Source organism: Pedobacter sp. PF22-3, assembly GCF_026239555.1.
In the GTDB taxonomy this organism is placed as follows: domain Bacteria; phylum Bacteroidota; class Bacteroidia; order Sphingobacteriales; family Sphingobacteriaceae; genus Pedobacter.
This window is the reverse complement of sequence record NZ_JAPIVP010000001.1, coordinates 668,126-688,877: the sequence shown is the minus strand read 5'-3', so window position 1 is coordinate 688,877 and position 20,752 is coordinate 668,126. Positions and strand designations below refer to the sequence as shown.

Genomic DNA, 20,752 nt, shown 5'->3' with positions numbered 1-20,752 from the left:
TTAGATAGTGTTTGACTGATTGATGATTTTAAGCTGTTTATATCTTTTGTTAAGCTTAGCCGGTCTGAAAAGCTTAAGATCGTATACTTGATGATAGCTCGCGATTGCGCAAATAATACCAGTTATTGCACCAAAAATTACATCAATAAGAAAATGTTGAGCCAGATATATTCGTGAATAGCCAATTAGAAAGGCAAAAAACAGACAGTAAGGGGAAATTTTCTTTTTTTTGAAAACCAGTACCAATACTGTGGCTAAGGCAAAAGCAGATGCAGTATGTCCTGAAGGAAAAGAATTTTCATTATGCGTACTTAATCCATTTACAAAATGAGAATAATGAAATAAAGTCTGCTCAAAAAAATATTTAGGACGTGGCATGTGAAATATCCTTTTGGCGATCTGAATGAGTAAACCCGAATAAATGTAAGCAATAACTATAGTAAATGCTTTTTTCTTTTTTTGGAATGAAAGCAGGATCACAGCTGCCAGAATACTGATTAAACCATCTCCCAGATTAGTGAAATACTTAAAAAAAATATCTAACCATGTTGGATGGAATCGGTTAAAAATGATGAATCCATCTGTTTTAGAAAAGCTAAAATTAAAAATGAGTGCCACCAGCAGTATTGATATCGCTGTAAAGAAATAATGCTGGAGTTTAGTCAATCTTTTTATGGTACGCATGAGTTGTTGTTTACACAAAACTACTAGCCATACGTGATCTGGAAGTTAAGCGAATATCATATTTATGTCAGTCAGAATTGTTTGAAGAAATTACCGTGGTGATTTTAATAAACAGTTTTCAGTAGCGGTAGAAGCAGCTGAATTCAAAAAACACAACATTATTTCTTAATAAGTTAATATGAAGTTGTAGATAATTTAAAACGCTTTGTGTTGCTTTGCGGCCATAGAACTAAATTAATTATGCAAAACAATCAGATAAAAGTTAGTCCGGATTTACAGCAGTTTATTGATAAATTTGAACCCAGCAAGTTTAAATTGCTGCAGGGCGGGATCGAAATCAGGGGAATAAACGATATCCATAGAAATATTGCTCAAGCCAGAGAAATTATAGCAAGATTAAAACTTCGCTTAATTGTTTCGCATAATGCTGAAATGCTTAGCTATCGTGGTTTTGAAGTAAATAACTTCTAAGCCAAAAAATAGAATTTAGAAAAGGAAGTTTAGTTTCTAATAAACAATGATATGTATTTAACAATACTTTAAGGCAATCTAAATAAAACAGGGAGCTATTTTAATTCGGTAGATCATTTATAAATTATTAAGCCTCTGTTAGGCTGATCGTAATTAACACTTCAAAATACTTGCCTTTTGGGCCTGAAATGATTTTTGCTTTTTCTTCGTAGGTATGCAGCAATCTATGCCGTATGTTTTCAAGACCTGTGTGGAAACCGGTATCATTCAAGCCAGTATTAATCAGGTTATTTGTTAGAATGCTAAATATACCATCTTGCAGTTTTACTATAATCTTTCCGGGGTCTTCTGGCTGGCTGAGGTTTCCATGTTTAACCATATTTTCCGTTAGACTAAGCAAGAGTAGTGGAATCACTTCCGTCGATTTGGTTTTCTGGTCATAAATAAAATCTATAACTAAATCAGGCTGCTTTATTCTGCAAAGCTGAAGCAGGTTTTCCACTTGACGGATCTCTGCTTCAAGCGGCATAATTTCTGGTCCATGTTCGCATTCCAATGCGTAACGCATCAATTTAGAAAGGTATCGCACCGCTTCTGCGGCATTGGGCTCACTTTTATGTGTGCTATTGTAAATATAAGTTAATGTATTAAACAAAAAATGTGGATTTATTTGTGCCTTTAGGTAGGCATTTTTAGCATTGGCCAATTCAAGTGTTATTTGTTTTTGCTTCAACACTTCTTCAATGGCTTCTTTTTCCAGTTGGGTTGTTCTATGTTTTTGATGAATATAACTTTTGATAAAATAATAAGCTGTTGAGAAAAGCAGGAAGTAAATGCCTCTCCATATAGTTAAAGAAATTTGCTTCCAGTCTGCAACTGTCATTTTACCAATAGAAAGAGTTAACACTTTCGAAAGAGAACGGTCGGCAAGGTATGACGCTAATGTATATAAGCAAATTTCTAGTACAGATAGTATGATCATACTAAAATAAGCGGCTTTTTGTGTTTTCAAGGCCCATTTCAGCACGAGTTCTGCATGTACATAAAAGAAAGTGATAATAATAATGTAATGAATACCATAGTTTATTACAGGGCTATTTATTTTAAGGACCAGAGAGACCAATAAATATTCATAAAGAATGAAAGTAGCCCATGAGATAATATGCCAGCGATAATTTTTAAGCCAGTTCTTCATTTTGTTCTTTGGTTAAAATTCAGTTTCACAACAGTCAACAATTGCTTTGCGTAATGTACTCTTTTGATGGTTTTTAGGCGGCTAATTTTCTTTTATGAAAAGAATAACAGACATAAAATCAACCCGGAAAACTGCATTTGTTTTCCGCTCGGAGAAAGCGGCTAATGTTCGCTTCCAAAAAACTGATCCAACAACCAGTACGGTAACCGTCATTACCACACTTACCGGTGTACAGAGATCAACCCCTTAAACGTTTTGATACCAGCGTTTGGTTTTCAATGTAATCCATAAATGCCTCTTTGTATTGTGGGGTCATGAGCACTTCGTACTTTCCAAGGTCGATTTTGTGCCCATTGATCTCCTTTACATAGGAGGTGTTTATGATGTATGATTTGTGAACGCGGAAGAAATGCTCATTTTCCTTGAGCTTTTCTTCCATTTCCTTAATGGTCATGTACACAGAATAATCATTTGTTGGTGTGTAAATATGCACATGGTTGTTTGATCCTTGGATATAAATAATATCCTTTTTGAGAACTTTGGTCAATCTACCGCGTTCTCCATTTGTACGCAAGAAAAATGCGTCTTCATTTTCGTTTACAATTTGCTGTGCATCATAACACTCCGAAATTACTTCATTAACCACTATTGCAAAATCTCCAATGTCAAAAGGTTTTAACAGGTAATGTTTTGCCCTTACCTTAAAAGCATCCAATGCAAATTCTGGATAGGACGTAGTAAAAATAATGTTATGCGATTTGTGTTTAATGTTGTCAGCAAGTCGTAGTCCAGACATTGCTGGCATATCGATATCCAGAAAAATCAATTGTTTATTGCGCTCTGCACTGATTTCACTTAGTGCTTCTATCGGTTTAGTGAAGACACGGTGAACCTTTAACCTTGGCATTTCCTCAATATGGTCTTTCAAAATATTTATTGCTGTAGGATCATCATCAATAATGATACATGAGATAGGGTTTTTCATTAAGATCGATTTAAATTAGATAAAGGCAATTTAACAAATTATCCTTAAATGGGATAGTAAAAAGAGTAATAATACGGTAGGAGTGATGAAGTAAAAGCACTTATTTTTTCGATTCCATTTTAGCATAAATGAAAAATTTATAGGTGAGATCTGAAAAAAAGACATGATTTATTTATATAGATCATGTCTTTTTTAAAGTACAAAAAAACTTTATTTGGCTGTTGTTTTTGATGCACAAAATGTGCTTCTTTGCATCCTAATTTTAAAACAGTCTAAATAAGAATTAAATGATTATAAATTTATTTTCTACTCATAATTGTAAACCTAAGCTGAACTTTATCACCCTGCTTTTCATTTTTCAATTTGTTTCAAGTTTGGTTATGGCTCAAAGCAGCAAGCCTGAAAAAGGGAGTATTACCGGCAAGATTACTATAACAGATGGCAGCAGTGCTCAGGGTGTAACTGTTAAACTTAAAGAAATTAAAAAGGGAACCGTAAGCGATGCAGATGGAAAATTTGAGCTAAAAAACCTTTCTTTTGGCAAATATACAGTACAGATGATCAGAGTAGGTTTTGGTGGTTCTGCACAAACGGTCGAAATTACTGCTGAAAATCCTGTAGTTTACATCGAATTGAAACTTGATATTACTTCCCAAAAACTGGAGGAGGTAATCATTAGCAGTGGAGGAAACCGTTTTGCTAAGAAAGAAAGTGAAGATGTTTCTAAAATGCAGCTTAAGAACATGGAAAACCCGCAGGTATATAGTGTTGTAAGTAAAGAGCTGATGAAAGAGCAGCTAATAACCGATTATAACAGTGCTTTTAAAAATGTCCCAGGGGCAGGCATTGCCGAAGTCCGTAACCAGGGTAGAACAAGTAACATTTCAAGAGGTTTTAGCACTCCGCAATTGGTAAGGAATGGGGTTGGAAGTTTTACTTATACCACCATTGATCCGGCTAATCTAGAACGTATTGAAGTAATTAAAGGCCCTGCAGCAACCTTATTTGGCAGCACCATATCATCCTTCGGTGGTTTATTTAACCGTGTAACCAAAAAACCTTTCGATACGTTTAGGGGAGAAATTTCTTATTCTGCTGCAAGTTACGATCTTAACCGTTTAACAGCTGATGTAAATACGCCATTGAATGAGGAAAAAACAGCTTTATTAAGAATTAACACCGCTTTACACAGTGAAAGAAGTTTCCAGGATGCAGGTTTTTATAAAAACTACTTAATTGCACCTAGTTTTTCCTACATGGTAAATGATAGGCTAACCTTGGCCTTAGATGTTGAAATGAGCGGTTCGAAAGCCACTTCACCTACGCGTTTGGTAATAGCACCAACATTGGTAAACTTAAAAGCCAGAAGTATAACCGACTTGCAGATGCCCTACAAACTCTCTTTTGCCAATAATACCGTTAACTACACCAGCCAACAGTATAACATTTTTGCACAGGCTAAGTACAAAATATCTGAACAATGGAAATCGCAGACGATTGTATCACGTACCCGTTCCTCTTCTGAAGGTTATACCGTGGCGCTCAACTTATTAACAGACTCTACTTTAAGGCAATCGGTTACCAATCAGGATTATCCTTACTACGGAACTGATATCCAGCAGAATTTTAATGGCGATTTTAAAATAGGCAGTTTACGAAACCGGGTAGTACTAGGTGTAGATTTTTACAGCCTGCGTGCTACACGTAACGATGCTACGGTAAATATGCCGGCTTTAAATTTTAAAAAACCTGGTACTGCTTACAATAATTTTAATTCAACCAAGATCTCACCATTATTCACAACGGCAACCTATAATAATCAGGTTTCGAATGAGGAAACCACTTATAGTGCTTATGTTTCTGATGTGTTGAACATAACCGATAAATTGCTGGTTATGGCTGGTGTAAGGGTAGATCGTTATTTTAATGGAGGAACGTATGATTTTGCCAACGACATTACCAAAGGAAAATATAACCAAACTGCTTTTTCGCCAAGGTTCGGTGCGGTTTATCAAATCGTGAAAGACAAGGTTTCGATATTTGGTAATTACATGAACGGGTTTAGCAACAACGGCGGTTCTGATTTTGAAGGAAATACCTTTAAGCCAAGTTATGCCAACCAGTTTGAGGGTGGTGCCAAGTTTGATCTTGATAAAATCAGTGCTACTTTGAGCTATTACGACATCAAGGTAACCAATACATTATACGATGATGTTGTACACGCCAACTTTTCATTACAGGATGGTACCCAGTTAAGTAAAGGGTTTGAGGCAGAAATTATTGCCAATCCAGTACCTGGATTAAACATTATTGCTGGCTACACTTATAATGACAGTAAATATACCAAAGCCAATGCCAGTATTGAAGGTTTAAGACCAGCAACTGCCGGAGCACCAAAAATGGCTAATATATGGATCAGTTATCGTTTAATTGATGGTGCTGCTCAAGGCTTGGGACTGGGTTTTGGCGGGATTTACGGTAGTTCTTATAACCAGGTAAATACGGCTACATTTAAATTCAGTATTCCATCTTATACCGTGCTTGATGCTGCTGTATTTTACGACAAACCCAAATATAGGATCGGTTTAAAGATAGATAACCTCACTAACGAAAAATACTGGTCGTTTAGGTATGCCGCTCAAAGTCCGGCTAAAGTTACGGGTAATTTTACTTTCAAGTTTTAACAGGAAATTTTCAAATAGTACTAAAGGCTGATACCATTTGGTATCAGCCTTTTTTGTTTTAATGCAAGGATTTTTCAGTGTTGCTGCGATTGATAAACGCTAAGTGAGTCCCTCTTATCCAATCTGTCTTTTTGTATCATTGAACCCTCCATAAACTTTTTTTTGGTACGACCAATAAAATACGATCGGATAAACAAAAAGATTAAATAAAGTATTTGTTACCAACCCACCAATAACTACGATAGCCAATGGTTTTGAAGCTTCTGAACCGATTCCTGTAGAGAGTGCAGCGGGCATCAGACCAATAGCCGCCATTAATGCCGTCATCAATACCGGCCTAAACCTACTGGCTATTCCATCACGCATGGCATCAGTAAAAGTCCAGTTTGGGTGGTATTTCAGCTCAGTAATATTGGTTTTGAAACGCGTAATAAGAATTACACCGTTCTGCACACAGATGCCAAATAATGCGATAAAACCAATCCCTGCCGAAATATTGAAGTTAACACCAGCAGCCAAAAGGGCTAATATGCCACCAATCATGGCAAAAGGAACGTTATTCAATACCAATAATGCATCTTTGAAGTTTCCAAAAAGTACAAAAAGGATAAAAAATATTAACAACAAACTTACCGGTACGGCCTTCGACAACCTCGCAATAGCTCTTTGCTGGTTTTCAAAATCGCCAGCCCACTCCAGCTGATAACCTTGTGGCAATTTGATTTTTGCATTTACCTTTTGCTGTGCTTCGGCAATTACACTTCCCATATCTCTGCCGCGGATCGAGAATTTAATAGCCCCGTAACGTTTGTGTTTATCACGGTAAATCATACTTGGCCCTGTAATTTTGCTAATGCTCGATATTTCACCCAATTGAACATTTGAACCGGATAGGGTAGGTACGCTTAATTTACTGATGGAACTTTCATCATTCCTAAAATCTTCGGGATAACGGATAATCAGATCAAATTTGCGTTCGCCTTCATAAATCTGCGTAGCGGCTTTTCCGCCAATAGCCATTTCAATTACGGCATTTGCATCAGCTGTGCTTACTCCATATAAAGCCATTTTTTTCTGATCAAGGTTAATCTGCAGTTCGGGCTGACCAAGATTTCTTAAAATTCCTAAATCTTCAATACCATCAACCGTTTTTAAAATGCTTTCTATTTTTTCCTCTTCCTGTTCGATATATTCAAAGTTCTCACCAAATAATTTTACCACAATCGATCCCTTTACACCTGAAACAGCTTCTTCCACATTATCTGAAATGGGCTGTGAAAAATTGAGGCTGATGCCTGGAAAGCTCTTTAATTTCTCCTGCATGCGTTCTATCAGTTGTTCTTTGCTCTGCTTGCGTTTCCATTCTTTCCGTGGATAGATATCCACATGAAATTCCATATTATAAAAACCGGTGGCATCTGTTCCGTCATTCGGTCGGCCAGTTTGCGACATCACCTGTTTTACCTCTTCAAAACTTAAAAAGATCTTCCTCATTTCGTTCGAAAGTCTTTTGGTTTCATCTAATGAAATACTCAATGGCCCCGTGGCGCGGACATAAATGGACCCCTCATCCAAACTGGGTAGAAATTCGGTGCCTAAAAAATTAAAGCTGAAAGCGCCCAGAAAAAGTACAATAATGGATATGCCAAACACCAGTTTCTTCTTTTTGAAACATATATCATAAAATTTAAGGGTTGCCTTGGTGATCCACGCTAAAAAGATATTGTGTTTCTCTTTTACATTTTTTTTCAAAAGTACGCTGGCCATGGCAGGCACGAGGGTAAAGGTTAAAATTAGCGCACCCAATAAGGCAAAACTTAAGGTCCAGGCCAAGGGAGAGAACATTTTGCCCTCTACCTTTTCGAATGTAAAAATGGGGAGCAAACCAGTAATAATGATTAGCTTGGCAAATAAAATGCCTTTTCCATTTTCAAGGCAAGCTTTTTTGATAAAGCCGAGTTTGCTCATTTTATCAAACTTTTCCATGCCCAGTTTCCTGGCCTTTGCATCTAATACGACGAAAATCCCTTCAACCATCACTACTGCACCATCAATAATAATCCCGAAGTCGATAGCCCCCATAGATAGCAGGTTGGCAGGCATGCCCTTTAATTTGAGACAGATAAAGGCAAAAAGTAAGGCCAATGGAATGATAATCGAAACAATTAAAGTAGTGCGCCAATCGGCCATGAAAAGGAATACAATCAGGGTAACAAATAAAATACCTTCGAGCATGTTGCCCATTACGGTATGTACGGAGTAATTAACCAGGTCTTCGCGGTCGTAAAAAGGTTTGATCTTTACATCATCAGGTAAAATGGTGCTGTTTATGGTATTGATCTTTTCTTTTAATCTTGCTATTATCTCACTGGGATTACCGCCTTTTCTCATGACGATAATGCCTTCTACCACATCAGGATCCCCGTCGCGGCCAACCTGCCCCAATCTGGGTAATGCCGATTCGGCTACATCGGCAATGGTTTTGACGTAAATTGGTGTACCATTGATGTTGTCAACAACCACGTTTCTGATCTCATCGATGTTGTTGAGCACGCCTATACCGCGTACCACATAAGCCTGACCGCTCTGCACAATTACATCACCGCCCACATTGATATTGCTTTTAGATACCGCTTCGAAAAGTTCGGTTGCACTTACACCGTATTGGATCGCTTTCTGCGGATCGACCGTGATCTGGTAGGTTTTAACCTCGCCTCCAAAACTTACGACATCGGCAATGCCTGAAACGGATAAGAGTTCGCGTTGTACAACCCAATCTTGTAAGGTTTTTAGTTCCCGGACCGATTTTGTATCACTTGCTAAGGTATAGCGAAAAATTTCTCCGGTTGGTCCATAAGGAGGTTGCACTTCAGGCTGGATGCCTTCTGGAAGATCGGCTTCTTCAAGATGATTATTTACCTGAACCCGTGCCTCGGCATAATCTACATCATCTTCGAAACTTACTTTTACAATGGATAAGCCAAATAGCGAGGAAGACCGGATGCTGGTTCTCTTTTCGGTAGGGTTCATGGCAATTTCCAAAGGTCTGCTCACAAATTTTTCTACCTCTTCTGCACTACGGCCCGGCCATTGGGTAATAATGGTGATATTGGTATTGGTTACATCGGGGAAGGCATCAATTGTAGTATGTTTGAAGCTTAAATAGCCTGCCAGAAGTAAAATAAAAGTAGCAAAAAAGATGAAATATTTATTTTTCAGCGCAAAGCCGATAATGCTTTTTATGAATTTATTCATTTTTAAAATCTAGGGTGTTGGAAAAAAAATTATTGCGTTTTCAGGCTTTCGAACAAGAAAACCTGTTTGGAGGCAATAATGCGCTCACCGGCCTGTACACCTTTGCTGATGTAGGTTTTATCAGCGGTTTTACGCCCGATTTCGATCTCTTGAACCTTTACTTTATGATCCTGCCCCAGAACGATTACATAATTTTTATTTTCATCGAAAATTACAGCCCTTGAGTTTAAAACCGGAAGATCAACTGCAGAATTTGCAGAAACCTTTACTGTGCCGAGCATGCCTGGCTTAAGCAGAAAGCCTGGATTTGCGATCACCACCCTGGCATTCATTACTTTGCTGTCCTGATCTACCTGATTATATAATTTCTCTATTTTTCCTTTAAAAACTTTATTTGGATAGGATAGGGTAGATAAACTCACCTCATCACCTGCCTTAACACGCGAAATATCCGATTCGTAAATATTGATCATGGCCCAAACGTTAGAGAGATCGGCAATGGTGAAAAGGCTTTTGTCGTTATCGCCACGCAGCTGCATGTTCTGTGTAACATTTTTTTCGATCACAAAACCGCTAATCGGCGATTTAATCGCGTATAATCCTGTACTGCTTCCACCATTGAGTTTTAATACAGAACTCGCCCTTTTCGCCTCAGCTTTTTTGATCTCATAGTCATTTTTGGCTTCTTCGAGTTCTTTTGCCGATGATAAACCACTCTGGAAAAGTTGTTCGGCTTGCTTTACGGCTCTTTCTGCATTTTTAAGTTCGGCATTGGCCGCTATAACTTCTTTATCAAAACCAGCCATTTCAGAACTGATTAGCGTAGCCAGTATTTGTCCGGTCGAAACCTGATCGCCCAACCTTACCCCAACGCGGTTTACCGTTCCGCTTACCATGGGGAAAAGTTCTGACCTTCGTTCTTCATTTGCGGTAATTTTGGCCGAAAAAATAAGTTCGGTTTTGCCATTTGCCTGCTGTACAGTATCGATTAGTAAGCGGCTGATCAAAGAATCGGTGATGACAAATTTATCGTTTGGTGCAGCCTTTTTGTGTTCGCTACAAGCAAAAAATAAACTGGTTGCAGCAATAAGTACAGTGTTTTTATAGAAATTTTGCATGAGATTTTTTTAAAAAATATTAGAACCGGTAACATAATTGAGTTCAGCACGTGTGCTCATTCTTTCGGATTGGAGTTTGTTGAGCTGAAGCGTATTTTCTTTATAGGCATCGTAGAGGTCCAAAAATTCGATCAGGCTGATATTCCTTGCCTTAAAATTTTTGATCAGGCCCGAAATCAGTGTATTAAAGTCGGAACTGAACGCAGGATCAATCTCTCCATACAATTTTTCATTACGTAAAGCAGTCCTGTAGCTGTTGAATACCTCGTTCTCCAGTAAAGCTTCCTGTTTTTTAATATTTACATCTGCCGCAATGATGCCAATTTGTGCCTTTTTAATTTCTCCCTGATTCCTGGAGAACAGGGGAATAGGGATTTTAATGCCTAAACCAGTATATTTTTCTGGATAATTACCTTTGAGGTCGTAACTGAGTCCAATTTCTATATCAGGTATGGCCATTGCTTTTTGCAGCTTTAAATTACGTTCGTTATAAAGCAGATTGGTTTTGGCCTGTTTAAGGTCAGCACGGTTCGTCCTGGCCGAATCGAGCAATGCCTGATAAGGGATTTTATCCAGAGAAGGGGATGTGAGGACTGATTTATCTAAAATAAGCGTGATTGAAGTAGAAGCATTAATGCCACAGAGCAGTTTTAAATCTTTATAGTAATCTTCCAGTTCATTCAGTAGCCCTGCCTGTTCGGCTTTGAGGTTGATCAATAATGACTTAATCCTGATTACATCCTTCGCAGCAACATTGCCCATTTTTAACTGTAGGTCATAAGCCTTCATCAACTGATTGGTAGAACTGATTTGTTCCTGATATACGTTAACCGACTGTGCAGTAAAATAGGTTTTGTAAAAGGTGTTAACGAGTTCAAATTTCAGCGTTCTGATCAGGTCGAAATATTCGTATTCGGCCATTTTAACTCCAGTTTGGGCCAGCTTGATATTCTTATTTCGTTTGCCGGCAAGTCTGAATAGCTGAGAAACAGATCCGGCATATTGGCCATGTGCATAAGAGGTTTGCAGGAATTTCTTTGTTTCCTGATTATAAAAAAGGTTTTCGTATTCTAGCGTAGGATTTTCGAAAAGCCTGGCCGTGATGATTTCTGCTTTGGCCTTGTCAACATCGTAATTACTGGCCAGGAGGTCGAAATTGTTTTTTAAAAAGAGGCTTTCGGCCTGGCTCAGGTTTAAGCTTAACGTATCACTTTGTGCGAAAGTTGCTCTGGCCGTTAAAACCAAAAAGAAAATGAGCCACGAAAATATCCTTATCATGTAAGCAAAACTATCCTTGCCGAATTAAAGGGGGATTAAATGCGAATTAAAAGGGGATTAAAGTTGTTAGGCATTCTTGCACTCGTTTCCAAACGAGTGCATAAATAGTAACACGATATTATCGTTGTAAACGATATGCTATTCAACGCTGGTTAGAAACGAGCTTAGCGAAATGGATGTAATTAATCATTAAAGTTTTGTCAATCTCACCGTAAAAGTGCAGCCACCTTGCTCGAGGTTATTTACGGTTATTTCGCCTTTTAACAAATCGACGATTTTTTTTGCCATGTAAAGCCCCATGCCTTCGCCCTGATGGCCCTGTTCTTTTGCACGGGTATAAAATGGGTTAAAAATAGCTGCCTGATCTTCGGTAGAGATGCCGGTTCCCTGATCAGTGATGTGGATGAAAAAATCATTTTCAACAGTTTCTACACGAATATTAACTTCCTGATTGTCTGAAAATTTAAATGCATTCGAGATGATATTGTCTAAAGCTATCTGTAATAAAACGGCATTGGCCATTATTTCAGTTTTTGTATCAATGGATTTTTGATAAGTAATTTTGAGCTCAAGGTTTTTCTGCACTTTCCATTCAGTTTGGATTTTAGAAAGCAAATCATCAAGTTTGATCGGAACAAGTTTCGAATTAATCAGGTCAAGATCCATTTTTGCCAGGGCCACTAAACCAGTTATGGTGTGTTCCATTTTTTCGGCATCCTCAAGCATGGAAGCGATTACTTTCTGATAGGCAGCCTCATCTCTCTCTTTTGAGAGGGCAAGTTCAGCGGTTATCATCATCCGCGTAACGGGGGTACGAAGTTCATGCGAAGCATTGGCTACAAAAGTTTTCTGCAAAATAAAAGCCTGTTCCAGCTCTTCCATCAAATGGTTAAAACTTTGGGCAATGAGGTTAATTTCATCTTTATTGTTATTTTCTTCTACCCTAAACTCCATGTTTTGAGCGCCTGCCTGTTTTACTTCGAGCATAAATTTTTGCAGCGGTTTCAGCATTTTCTGCGCAACCCATCTGCTTAACAATAATACCACGAGCGAAATAAGGAAGAAGATAAAAATCATGATCTTCAACAGTTTGTCGAGCCTGTTGTGTGAGCCCTGGTCATCAGCCGAAGCGAGGATGACGAAGTCGCCCTGGTTATCTTTATAATAAATACCCACCACTTGTCGCTGACCGTCCGTATATTTTAAATGACCTTTCCTCCTTACCTGATCAATGGTGGCAGGGGTCCAGTATTGAGCAGTATCACCAATAAAAGTAGCCCTGTTCTTTTTGTCGTAAACACGGATTACTTCACTGTTCAACTTTTGAAGGTATTTATGGCGTACCGTGTTCAGCGCATCCCGACTGATTTCATCGGCTTCAAGGTACAATTTAGCGGTAACCATAGTACGGTCGGTCAGGCGTTCGAAGAAATCGGCCTCCAAAAATTTCATAAAAGTAAAATATACCGTGCAGAGCACTGCGAAGAGCATAGAAGTACTGATCAGCGTAAAATATAGTGCTATGCGGTCCTTAATCTTCATTTATTTCAAAATATAGCCCATATTGATTTTAGTGTGGATAAGTTTGCGTTCAAAGCCTTTTTCGATCTTTTTTCGCAGAAAATTGATATACACATCGATTACGTTAGTGCCGGTTTCGAAGTTGATATCCCAGGCTTGTTCTGCTATAAATTGTCGCGAGAGTAAACGATTTGGGTTGCGCATAAATAGTTCGAGCAGGATAAATTCTTTGGCACTTAATTCGATCGGTTTACCCGCGCGGCTTACTTCTTTGCTGTAGGTATCAAGAATAAGATCTTCGAAATATAATTTAGGGTCTGTTTGCGTTTCAATAGGTGGCTGCCTGCGCAAAAGTGCTGCAACCCTGGCCAAAAGTTCCTTCAGGTGAAAGGGTTTTACAAGATAATCATCAGCACCGGCTTCTAAACCAGTAACTTTATCATCAACGGTACCCATGGCCGTAAGCATGAGGATTGGTGTTTGCAGCGCGTTTTCTCTGAGGTGTTTACAAAGCTGGATGCCGTTGAGACCGGGCATCATCACGTCAATAATCAGGAGGTTAAAACTGTCACGTAAAAAAAGATCTAGCGCATCAATCCCATTAGATAAAGTAAGTACCAGATAATCGTTCTCTTCGAGCGCCGACTTTAAAAGTTCGGCAATTTTAGGGTCGTCTTCAGCTATTCCAATCTTTAGCATCCAACAAAAGTAACCATCTCATCTTAAAATAGGATTAAAATACGGGTTTTTCCTTTACCTTCGGAGATTTGAGGCTTAATTAATTCGCTCATACTGACTAAGTAAGGTTATACAGGACTAACGCTCTATTGGAATCGATAGTCGGTGTCTCACTAACCGAAATCAATTCTATTTATTAACCATCCTTATTATATTTGGGATTGAATAAAAACAGCTTCATGTTCGAAACATTTGATCAGACTAATTTCCATCAGCTTTGTGATCTAGCGGGTAAAAGGGATGCCGATTTACAGGTTATTTTAAATCGATACGGTTATCCACCCTTTTGGTCGAGGCCGAATACTTTCGAATCATTGGTGCATGTTATTTTGGAGCAGCAGGTTTCTTTGGCTTCGGCGTTGGCCACATTGAATAAATTGAAAGAAAAAATAAAGGATATTACACCTGTAGGGTTGTTATTACTTACCGATCAGGAATTAAGGGATTGTTATTTCAGTCGACAAAAAACGGCTTATGTACGCCATTTGGCAGAAAATATAGTTAGCGGAACATTGTCTTTAAGCGAAATGGAGAAAATGGACGATCTGACCATTAGAAACCAGCTTAAAAGTATCAAAGGGATTGGCGATTGGACGGTTGATATTTATCTGATTTTTATGCTGCACCATAAGGATATTTTCCCGATAGGGGATTTGGCTGCGGTAAACTCGTTAAAGAAAATAAAAGGTTTGGCAAAGGGAGTAAGTAAAGAAGAAATATTTGCGGTGGCCAATCAGTTTAAACCTTACCGCACTATTGCCACGATGCTGTTGTGGCATGCGTATTTAGAAGAAAGAAAGAAAAAATAAAATGGTCATTCTGAGTGCAACGAAGAATCTGCCAGCGATAGAAAACCGAACCCAAAACAGGTCGATAGTAGAAACCTATAATTAAAAAGATTCTTCACTTCGTTCAGAATGACAGAAAAGACGGAGGACACAGACCGAGGATATAATTGTCATTCTGAGCGCAGCGAAGAATTTCCAGCCTATGAAATACAGAACCAAAAATGAGCTGATGTCAAAGGAAATAATGTGATTTAAGGCATTGCATATTAAAAAAAGATTCTTCACTACGTTCAGAATGACAGAAAAGGTGTGGGGGATTAATATACCTACAACAAAGCCCTATCTAAGTGTACATAACCGCCATCTACATGAATGAGTTGGCCAGTAGTATGACTAGATTTATCTGATAATAAGAATACGGCGGTGTGGGCAATTTCTTCCACAGTGGTCATTCGGTTTTCGAACGGAATTTTATCGGTGATGTTTTTAAGCTTTGCATCACGATCTTCAAAAGAGTTAATCCATTTCTCGTATAGCGGAGTCCAGGCTTCGGCAACAATAATGGCATTTACACGGATGCTAAACGGCAATAGTTCTACTGCCCACTCACGTGTTAAAGCATTTCTGGCGCCGTTTGATGCCGCATAACCAGATGTTCCACCTTGCCCGGTTTCTGCAGTCTTGCTCCCTATATTTAAAATTGAACCTTTGCTTCGCTTTAGCGCAGGAAGGGCATATTTGGCCAAAAGATAATAATGTACCACGTTTTTATGTAGTGATTCTATAAAACCTTCGTAAGTACCACTCTCAAGACCTACACCATCGTTAACACCCGCATTGTTTACTAAACCATCAATTCTACCATATTTGGTTAGTATAGCGTCAATAATGTTTTTGCAATGATCTGGCATGGTGAGCTCAGCTGTGAAATAATCAGCTTTTAAACCTAAATCTGTTATTTCCTGAAGCATTTTTACATTATCGTTTTCACTACGGCCAATAATGATTGGGAAAGCATTTTCAATAGCTAGGGCTTTAACAATTGCTCCGCCGATGCCTTTGGCTCCGCCACTTACTAGGATTATTTTGCCGTTTAAATTTAAATTCATATCTGGTTATATTTTTATTTTGTTATTTAATGAATTAAGCATAGTGCTTTTTGCATAGGGCATAGCGGTGGACTTAGCCATTTAGATTTCCCCCGTTCTGTATTACGCTATTCCATAGCTGTCTGGACTTCATGACAGTTTTTATTTTGAGGTCCTCCATCTCACATCGTCCATCTCACATCTTACCTCGTTCTATAGGCTTACCCCTCTTTTCCATGGGATAAAATCATCCTGATTAAGCTGTACGGCTTTTGGTATTTCTTCGCCACTGGCAACTTTAATACAGTATTCCAATATATCTTCACCCATTTCGTTAATGGTTTTTTCGCCATTAATTACTGGTCCGGTATCAATATCGATAATATCACTCATGCGTTTGGCCAGAACAGAATTGGTGGCCACTTTAATGGTTGGACAAACCGGATTTCCTGTTGGCGTACCTAAGCCTGTAGTGAATAAAATTAACGTTGCTCCGGCAGCTGCCTTACCTGTAGTTGCTTCTACATCATTTCCGGGTGTACAGACTAAACTTAAGCCAGGTTTTGTTGCAGGTTCTGTATAATCTAAAACATCTACAATAGGCGAGGAGCCAGCTTTACGTGCCGCACCTGCTGATTTGATGGCATCGGTAATTAAACCATCTTTAATGTTGCCCGGAGAAGGATTCATGTAAAATCCGGATCCAACTTTATGCGCCAGTTCATCATACTCCGTCATTAAACGGATAAACTTTTCAGCTGTTGACTGATCAACAGATCTATCAATCATTTCCTGCTCTACACCGCAAAGTTCGGGGAACTCTGCCAATAAAACCTTTGCGCCTAATGCTACCAACAAATCGGCACAATAACCAACCGCTGGGTTGGCAGAAATACCGCTGAAACCATCGCTACCGCCGCATTTAACCCCTACACACATTTTGCTGAGTGGCGCCGCTGCACGTTCTTGTTTATTAATAAACATCAATCCTTCAAAAGTACTGCGGATTGCGTTTTGAATCAATTGTTCTTCACTTTGTGCTTTTTGTTGCTCAAAAATTAAAAGTGGTTTCTCAAAATCAGGATCCAGTGCAAAAAGATCGCGTTTAAAATCCGCTACCTGTAAATGCTGGCAGCCCAAACTTAAAACCGTTATACCTGCTACATTTGGGTGGTGGGCATAAGCCGCCAATAGTTTGCTTAAGGTGTCCGAATCCTGTCGTGTTCCACCACATCCACCATTATGCGTCAGGAATTTAATTCCGTTTACATTTTTAAAAGTACGGTTGGCCTGATTTACTTTAGGTTCAAAACTAATCTTATTAATGTCTTCTCCTTGTTCAAAAGCCTGAACTAATTTGTGGGTATAAGACTTGTATTTATCATCTACGGCATAACCCAATTCACTATATAGCGATTCTTTAATAATATCCAGATTTCTGTTTTCGCAAAATACAGTAGGGATAAACAACCAGTAGTTTGCTGTACCTATTGCACCATTTTTACGGTGATAACCATTAAAACTGCGGTTGGCATATTTGCTCACATCAGGGGCTACCCAATTGTAATGAACACTGCGAAAAGCAAATGGTTCTGCGGCATGTTTGGTATTATCTACGTTCATCCGCATGCCTGCTTTTACACTAAACTGCACTTTTCCAACCAAAACGCCATACATCATAACTTCATCGCCAGCTTTCATATCCTGCATAAAAAATTTGTGCTTGGCCGGAATTTCATCAACAGTAACGTAAGTATTGCCTTCGTGTAGTATTGGAGTGCCTGCTGGTAAATCTTGTAACGCAACTAAAACGTTATCAACATTGTTAATCTTGATGACTAATTTTTTCATTATCAATTTATACTTCTAAACTTATTTCTTTTTCGATATGGTTGGGTTTCCATCCTTTCCAGCCAAAGTAGAAAACCACTAAAAAGCATACAAAAGGCACCAGGTATCCATATTGGATGTTATGGGTAGCGTCTGATATAAGGCCTAAAACCGGAGGTAAAAATGCACCACCCACAATAGACATTACAATTAATGACGAACCCAGTTTTGTATCTTTACCCAAGCCTGCTATGCCTAACGAGAATATGGTTGGAAACATGATCGACATAAAAAATGCAACGCCAATTAATGCGTAAACAGTAATCATTCCGCTTCCAAAAATAGAGACAAGTGTAAGCAAAGCACTAATTAATGCATACAGCATCAATAGTTTATGTGGCGCTACAAATTTCATAAACACGGTACCAACAAACCTGCCAATCATAAAAGCCAAGCCTGCTGCACCAGCGTACCATTTGGCTTCATCCTGGCTAATACCCGCTGATGAGGTTACGAAACTGATGAATAAACTTAATACGCAAACCTGGGCGCCTACATAAAAAAACTGACCAATAATTCCCCAGCGCAAATGGCTATGGCCTAATACATGGCGAAAACTGCTTTTTTCCTGAACATTTTCTTCTTCCTTGATATCAGGCAGTTTAGTGAAAATGAATAGAATAGCTACTACAATAATCAGGATACCTAAAATTAAATACGGTGCTTTTACGGTCGATGCTTCTTCGAGCATATAAGCCTGTTTTTCTAAAGGCAGCATTTTTGCCAATTGGGCGTCGGTATATTTTACTTCGGTAAAAATAAATTTACCTCCGAGTACAGGGGCTAAAAAAGCGGCAAAACCATTAAAAGATTGAGAGAAATTTAAGCGCTGTGTGGCAGTTTCTGGTGGCCCCAAAACAGTAACATAAGGATTTGCGGCTGTTTCCAGAAAGGTTAAACCACAGGCGATGATAAAAAGTGCACCTAAGAAAAATACATATTGCGCAGTATTGGCCGCGGGTATAAATAATAAACAGCCAACGGCGAATAAAACGAGCCCTAATATAATACCGCTTTTATAGCCATATTTGCGCATGATGTAGCCTGCAGGTAACGCCAATAAAAAATAAGCGATAAAAACAGATGAATCGACCAGGGTTGATTCGAAAACATTCAGCTGAAAGGCTTTACGTAAATGTGGAATCAATATCGGATCGAGGTTGTGGACAAAACCCCAGAAGAAAAATAGGCTGGTAACTAAAATTAAGGGGAATAGATATCCTTTGCCATTGTTTGGTTGATCGGATACTTTAAAGTTTGCAGGTGTAATTTGGCTCATGTTTATTTGGTTATAAAATGGTTTAAGCAAGTGTTGCTAAAATAAAAATAGTTAAACTTCTGGAAACCTCAGGCATTAACTACCAACAGTAGGTAGATGGATGAAGACCAGGCCAGTTTTTTCTAACCACGCGGTGGTGGTAAGGGCAAATTTAGCATACAATTTGTCTATATAACAAAGCGTAAATAATCCAACTTTCGTATAAGGTTTCGGATGAATTGCAGCTTTACAAATTAAACCGTTCAGCTTTAATTAAAATTTAACTTTATCATCTAATTATTAAATGATATTGGCTTGATTTTTTACATTATAAATTAAATTTGCATATTAGATTGATTTTTAAAGATTTTATGAAACCGCATTTACTCAACGTATCTACCAATTCTGTAGATTCTTTTAGCGCCCGAAGAGATGTTATGCCCGATGTAAATAACCGTTGGCATTACCATTCTGCGTTAGAATTGATCTACATCAAAAAAGGCAGAGGCACTCAGTTTATTGGCGATAGCATTAAAAATTTTAAGGAGGGTGATGTGGTTTTACTGGGGAGCAATCTGCCACATTACTGGCGTTTTGATCCGGAATTTTTTGATGGAAAAGATTGTGAGCCGGTTGATGTTTATGTGATTCATTTTAAAGCAGATTTTTTAGGAAGGGATTTTCTCGATCTTCCCGAAAATCAGGAACTTAAAAAAGTTTTGCTCCAATCAACCCAGGGAATTCAGCTGCATGGATTTTCAAAAGAAAAAATTGCTGGCTTAATGCCGCAGATTATTACCGCAACAGGGACAATGCGGATTATAAAGATACTCGAAGTATTAACAGAAATAGCCAATTGCGAAGAACGAAGCACATTGGTTTCATTAGGTTTTAAACCAAACTTTTTGGAGAACGAAAAAGACCGGATCCAATCTATTTATAATTATACCATTAGCAATTACAAGAATAAGATTGAACTCAAGGAAATTGCTGCAGTAGCTAAAATTAGCCCCAATTCGTTTTGTAAATTCTTTAAAACCAAAAGTAGGAAAACCTATACACAGTTTCTGAATGAGATTAGAGTAGGGCAGGCCTGTAAATTATTGATTGAGAATAACCTGACCGTAAAAGAAATCTGCTATGATTGTGGGTTTTACAATTTTACCAGCTTTCATAAATATTTTAGGGAAATAACGGGTAAAACCCCATTAAAATATCAGCAGGCTTTTTCTAAGTAATAATATCTGTTAATGAATTCGATTTTAAACATTAACAATCTTTCTTGAAAATATTTGCAAAGCTTTCAACGTTGAATACATTATCTTGTTTTGTGCATCTTTAAATAATGTTTTTGCTTTTGATTGATCTCAATAGAAAGGTATGTTAAAACTTATTTTTGATATTATGCGTTTATAGCTTAAATTTGTACACTAACCAAATATTTTATGAGCGATACCTCTAATCCGAAACCAAAAGAAAAAGGTGAATGGATGGACAATGACCATAATAACCTTAATGATCCTTATACGACTAGCTCCAAACACAAATTTGAAGGATGGCCGATTTTATGGATTCTCATTGCTATATTTTTAATTGCTGCAGTTTTATGGTATACAGGAACTGCTCCCTATTTAATTAAATGGATAGCCAATAAATAGGATTATTGCAATAAATCTTAAATGCAGATTTGGTGGTGATACTTCATAAGTTTCTCTAAAAGGTTGATGTTTTAACTTGAAGGGAGACGTTAATTTTGATGACGGAAAAGAACTGATTAAAATTTTTCATCATCGCTGGGA

General features: G+C 38.1%; 17 protein-coding genes. 6 read left to right on the top strand and 11 right to left on the bottom strand.

Annotated features, from left to right (window positions below; all coding sequences use genetic code 11):
* Window positions 1–684 carry a phosphatase PAP2 family protein gene (locus OQX63_RS02915; protein ID WP_265849389.1) on the bottom strand — a complete coding sequence of 228 codons (684 nt, stop codon included), beginning with the start codon at window positions 682–684 and terminating at the stop codon, window positions 1–3.
* Between the two features lie 240 nt (window positions 685–924).
* On the opposite strand from OQX63_RS02915, the gene OQX63_RS02910 reads away from it, so the two are divergent.
* Window positions 925–1,155, top strand: a complete 231-nt coding sequence (locus OQX63_RS02910) for a hypothetical protein (protein WP_265849388.1) — start codon at window positions 925–927, stop codon at window positions 1,153–1,155.
* A 127-nt stretch (window positions 1,156–1,282) separates the two neighbouring features.
* On the opposite strand, the gene OQX63_RS02905 is transcribed toward OQX63_RS02910, so the two are convergent.
* The gene (locus tag OQX63_RS02905; RefSeq protein WP_265849387.1) at window positions 1,283–2,167 is read right to left on the bottom strand and encodes a sensor histidine kinase; all 885 of its coding nucleotides are present in this window, start codon (window positions 2,165–2,167) and stop codon (window positions 1,283–1,285) included.
* A gap of 277 nt (window positions 2,168–2,444) precedes the next feature.
* Here OQX63_RS02905 and OQX63_RS02900 point away from each other — a divergent pair, with 277 nt between their 5' ends.
* Entirely contained in the window at window positions 2,445–2,600 is a 156-nt protein-coding gene (locus tag OQX63_RS02900) for a hypothetical protein (RefSeq protein ID WP_265849386.1), read from the top strand.
* Here the strand turns inward: OQX63_RS02900 and OQX63_RS02895 are convergent.
* Window positions 2,589–3,335, bottom strand: coding sequence for a LytR/AlgR family response regulator transcription factor (locus OQX63_RS02895; protein ID WP_265849385.1), 747 nt, complete (start codon window positions 3,333–3,335; stop codon window positions 2,589–2,591). The two genes, OQX63_RS02900 and OQX63_RS02895, sit on opposite strands and share 12 nt — an antisense overlap.
* 287 nt (window positions 3,336–3,622) lie before the next feature.
* Here OQX63_RS02895 and OQX63_RS02890 point away from each other — a divergent pair, with 287 nt between their 5' ends.
* Window positions 3,623–6,019, top strand: coding sequence for a TonB-dependent siderophore receptor (locus OQX63_RS02890; protein WP_265849384.1), 2,397 nt, complete (start codon window positions 3,623–3,625; stop codon window positions 6,017–6,019).
* A gap of 114 nt (window positions 6,020–6,133) precedes the next feature.
* Here the strand turns inward: OQX63_RS02890 and OQX63_RS02885 are convergent, their stop codons facing one another.
* The 5 genes from OQX63_RS02885 to OQX63_RS02865 form a co-directional block, all read right to left on the bottom strand.
* On the bottom strand, window positions 6,134–9,274 hold the full coding sequence (locus tag OQX63_RS02885; RefSeq protein ID WP_265849383.1) for an efflux RND transporter permease subunit: 3,141 nt from the start codon (window positions 9,272–9,274) through the stop codon (window positions 6,134–6,136).
* 29 nt (window positions 9,275–9,303) lie between these two features.
* Entirely contained in the window at window positions 9,304–10,392 is a 1,089-nt protein-coding gene (locus tag OQX63_RS02880) for an efflux RND transporter periplasmic adaptor subunit (protein ID WP_265849382.1), read from the bottom strand.
* Window positions 10,393–10,401: 9 nt separating this feature from the next.
* On the bottom strand, window positions 10,402–11,670 hold the full coding sequence (locus tag OQX63_RS02875) for a TolC family protein (RefSeq protein ID WP_265849381.1): 1,269 nt from the start codon (window positions 11,668–11,670) through the stop codon (window positions 10,402–10,404).
* Between the two features lie 189 nt (window positions 11,671–11,859).
* Window positions 11,860–13,212 (bottom strand): sensor histidine kinase, encoded by a 1,353-nt coding sequence (locus OQX63_RS02870; RefSeq protein WP_265849380.1) that lies wholly within the window; start codon window positions 13,210–13,212, stop codon window positions 11,860–11,862.
* Window positions 13,213–13,890, bottom strand: a complete 678-nt coding sequence (locus OQX63_RS02865; protein WP_265849379.1) for a response regulator transcription factor — start codon at window positions 13,888–13,890, stop codon at window positions 13,213–13,215. It lies immediately after the preceding gene.
* Between the two features lie 218 nt (window positions 13,891–14,108).
* Here OQX63_RS02865 and OQX63_RS02860 point away from each other — a divergent pair, with 218 nt between their 5' ends.
* On the top strand, window positions 14,109–14,738 hold the full coding sequence (locus tag OQX63_RS02860; protein WP_265849378.1) for a DNA-3-methyladenine glycosylase family protein: 630 nt from the start codon (window positions 14,109–14,111) through the stop codon (window positions 14,736–14,738).
* A 305-nt stretch (window positions 14,739–15,043) separates the two neighbouring features.
* On the opposite strand, the gene OQX63_RS02855 is transcribed toward OQX63_RS02860, so the two are convergent.
* The 3 genes from OQX63_RS02855 to fucP all read right to left on the bottom strand — a co-directional run bounded on the left by OQX63_RS02855 (window position 15,044) and on the right by fucP (window position 18,974).
* A complete protein-coding gene (locus tag OQX63_RS02855; RefSeq protein ID WP_265849377.1) occupies window positions 15,044–15,826 on the bottom strand; it encodes an SDR family oxidoreductase in 783 nt (260 codons plus the stop codon).
* A 192-nt stretch (window positions 15,827–16,018) separates the two neighbouring features.
* Window positions 16,019–17,656 (bottom strand): UxaA family hydrolase, encoded by a 1,638-nt coding sequence (locus OQX63_RS02850; RefSeq protein ID WP_265849376.1) that lies wholly within the window; start codon window positions 17,654–17,656, stop codon window positions 16,019–16,021.
* A gap of 7 nt (window positions 17,657–17,663) precedes the next feature.
* Entirely contained in the window at window positions 17,664–18,974 is a 1,311-nt protein-coding gene (gene fucP / locus OQX63_RS02845) for an L-fucose:H+ symporter permease (RefSeq protein ID WP_265849375.1), read from the bottom strand.
* Window positions 18,975–19,324: 350 nt separating this feature from the next.
* Between fucP and OQX63_RS02840 the strand changes: the two genes are divergently transcribed.
* Both OQX63_RS02840 and OQX63_RS02835 read left to right on the top strand, forming a co-directional pair.
* A complete protein-coding gene (locus tag OQX63_RS02840) occupies window positions 19,325–20,191 on the top strand; it encodes an AraC family transcriptional regulator (protein WP_265849374.1) in 867 nt (288 codons plus the stop codon).
* 207 nt (window positions 20,192–20,398) lie between these two features.
* A complete protein-coding gene (locus tag OQX63_RS02835; protein ID WP_265849373.1) occupies window positions 20,399–20,611 on the top strand; it encodes a hypothetical protein in 213 nt (70 codons plus the stop codon).
* The last annotated feature ends 141 nt before the right edge of the window (window positions 20,612–20,752 follow it).

Bases quoted from the DNA above. Each gene is read 5' to 3' on its own strand.
- OQX63_RS02915 (WP_265849389.1), bottom strand. From the start codon at position 684: ATGCGTACCATAAAAAGATTGACTAAACTCCAGCATTATTTCTTTACA.
- OQX63_RS02910 (WP_265849388.1), top strand. From the start codon at position 925: ATGCAAAACAATCAGATAAAAGTTAGTCCGGATTTACAGCAGTTTATT.
- OQX63_RS02900 (WP_265849386.1), top strand. From the start codon at position 2,445: ATGAAAAGAATAACAGACATAAAATCAACCCGGAAAACTGCATTTGTT.
- OQX63_RS02895 (WP_265849385.1), bottom strand. From the start codon at position 3,335: ATGAAAAACCCTATCTCATGTATCATTATTGATGATGATCCTACAGCA.
- OQX63_RS02890 (WP_265849384.1), top strand. From the start codon at position 3,623: ATGATTATAAATTTATTTTCTACTCATAATTGTAAACCTAAGCTGAAC.
- OQX63_RS02885 (WP_265849383.1), bottom strand. From the start codon at position 9,274: ATGAATAAATTCATAAAAAGCATTATCGGCTTTGCGCTGAAAAATAAA.
- OQX63_RS02880 (WP_265849382.1), bottom strand. From the start codon at position 10,392: ATGCAAAATTTCTATAAAAACACTGTACTTATTGCTGCAACCAGTTTA.
- OQX63_RS02875 (WP_265849381.1), bottom strand. From the start codon at position 11,670: ATGATAAGGATATTTTCGTGGCTCATTTTCTTTTTGGTTTTAACGGCC.
- OQX63_RS02870 (WP_265849380.1), bottom strand. From the start codon at position 13,212: ATGAAGATTAAGGACCGCATAGCACTATATTTTACGCTGATCAGTACT.
- OQX63_RS02865 (WP_265849379.1), bottom strand. From the start codon at position 13,890: ATGCTAAAGATTGGAATAGCTGAAGACGACCCTAAAATTGCCGAACTT.
- OQX63_RS02860 (WP_265849378.1), top strand. From the start codon at position 14,109: ATGTTCGAAACATTTGATCAGACTAATTTCCATCAGCTTTGTGATCTA.
- OQX63_RS02855 (WP_265849377.1), bottom strand. From the start codon at position 15,826: ATGAATTTAAATTTAAACGGCAAAATAATCCTAGTAAGTGGCGGAGCC.
- OQX63_RS02850 (WP_265849376.1), bottom strand. From the start codon at position 17,656: ATGAAAAAATTAGTCATCAAGATTAACAATGTTGATAACGTTTTAGTT.
- fucP (WP_265849375.1), bottom strand. From the start codon at position 18,974: ATGAGCCAAATTACACCTGCAAACTTTAAAGTATCCGATCAACCAAAC.
- OQX63_RS02840 (WP_265849374.1), top strand. From the start codon at position 19,325: ATGAAACCGCATTTACTCAACGTATCTACCAATTCTGTAGATTCTTTT.
- OQX63_RS02835 (WP_265849373.1), top strand. From the start codon at position 20,399: ATGAGCGATACCTCTAATCCGAAACCAAAAGAAAAAGGTGAATGGATG.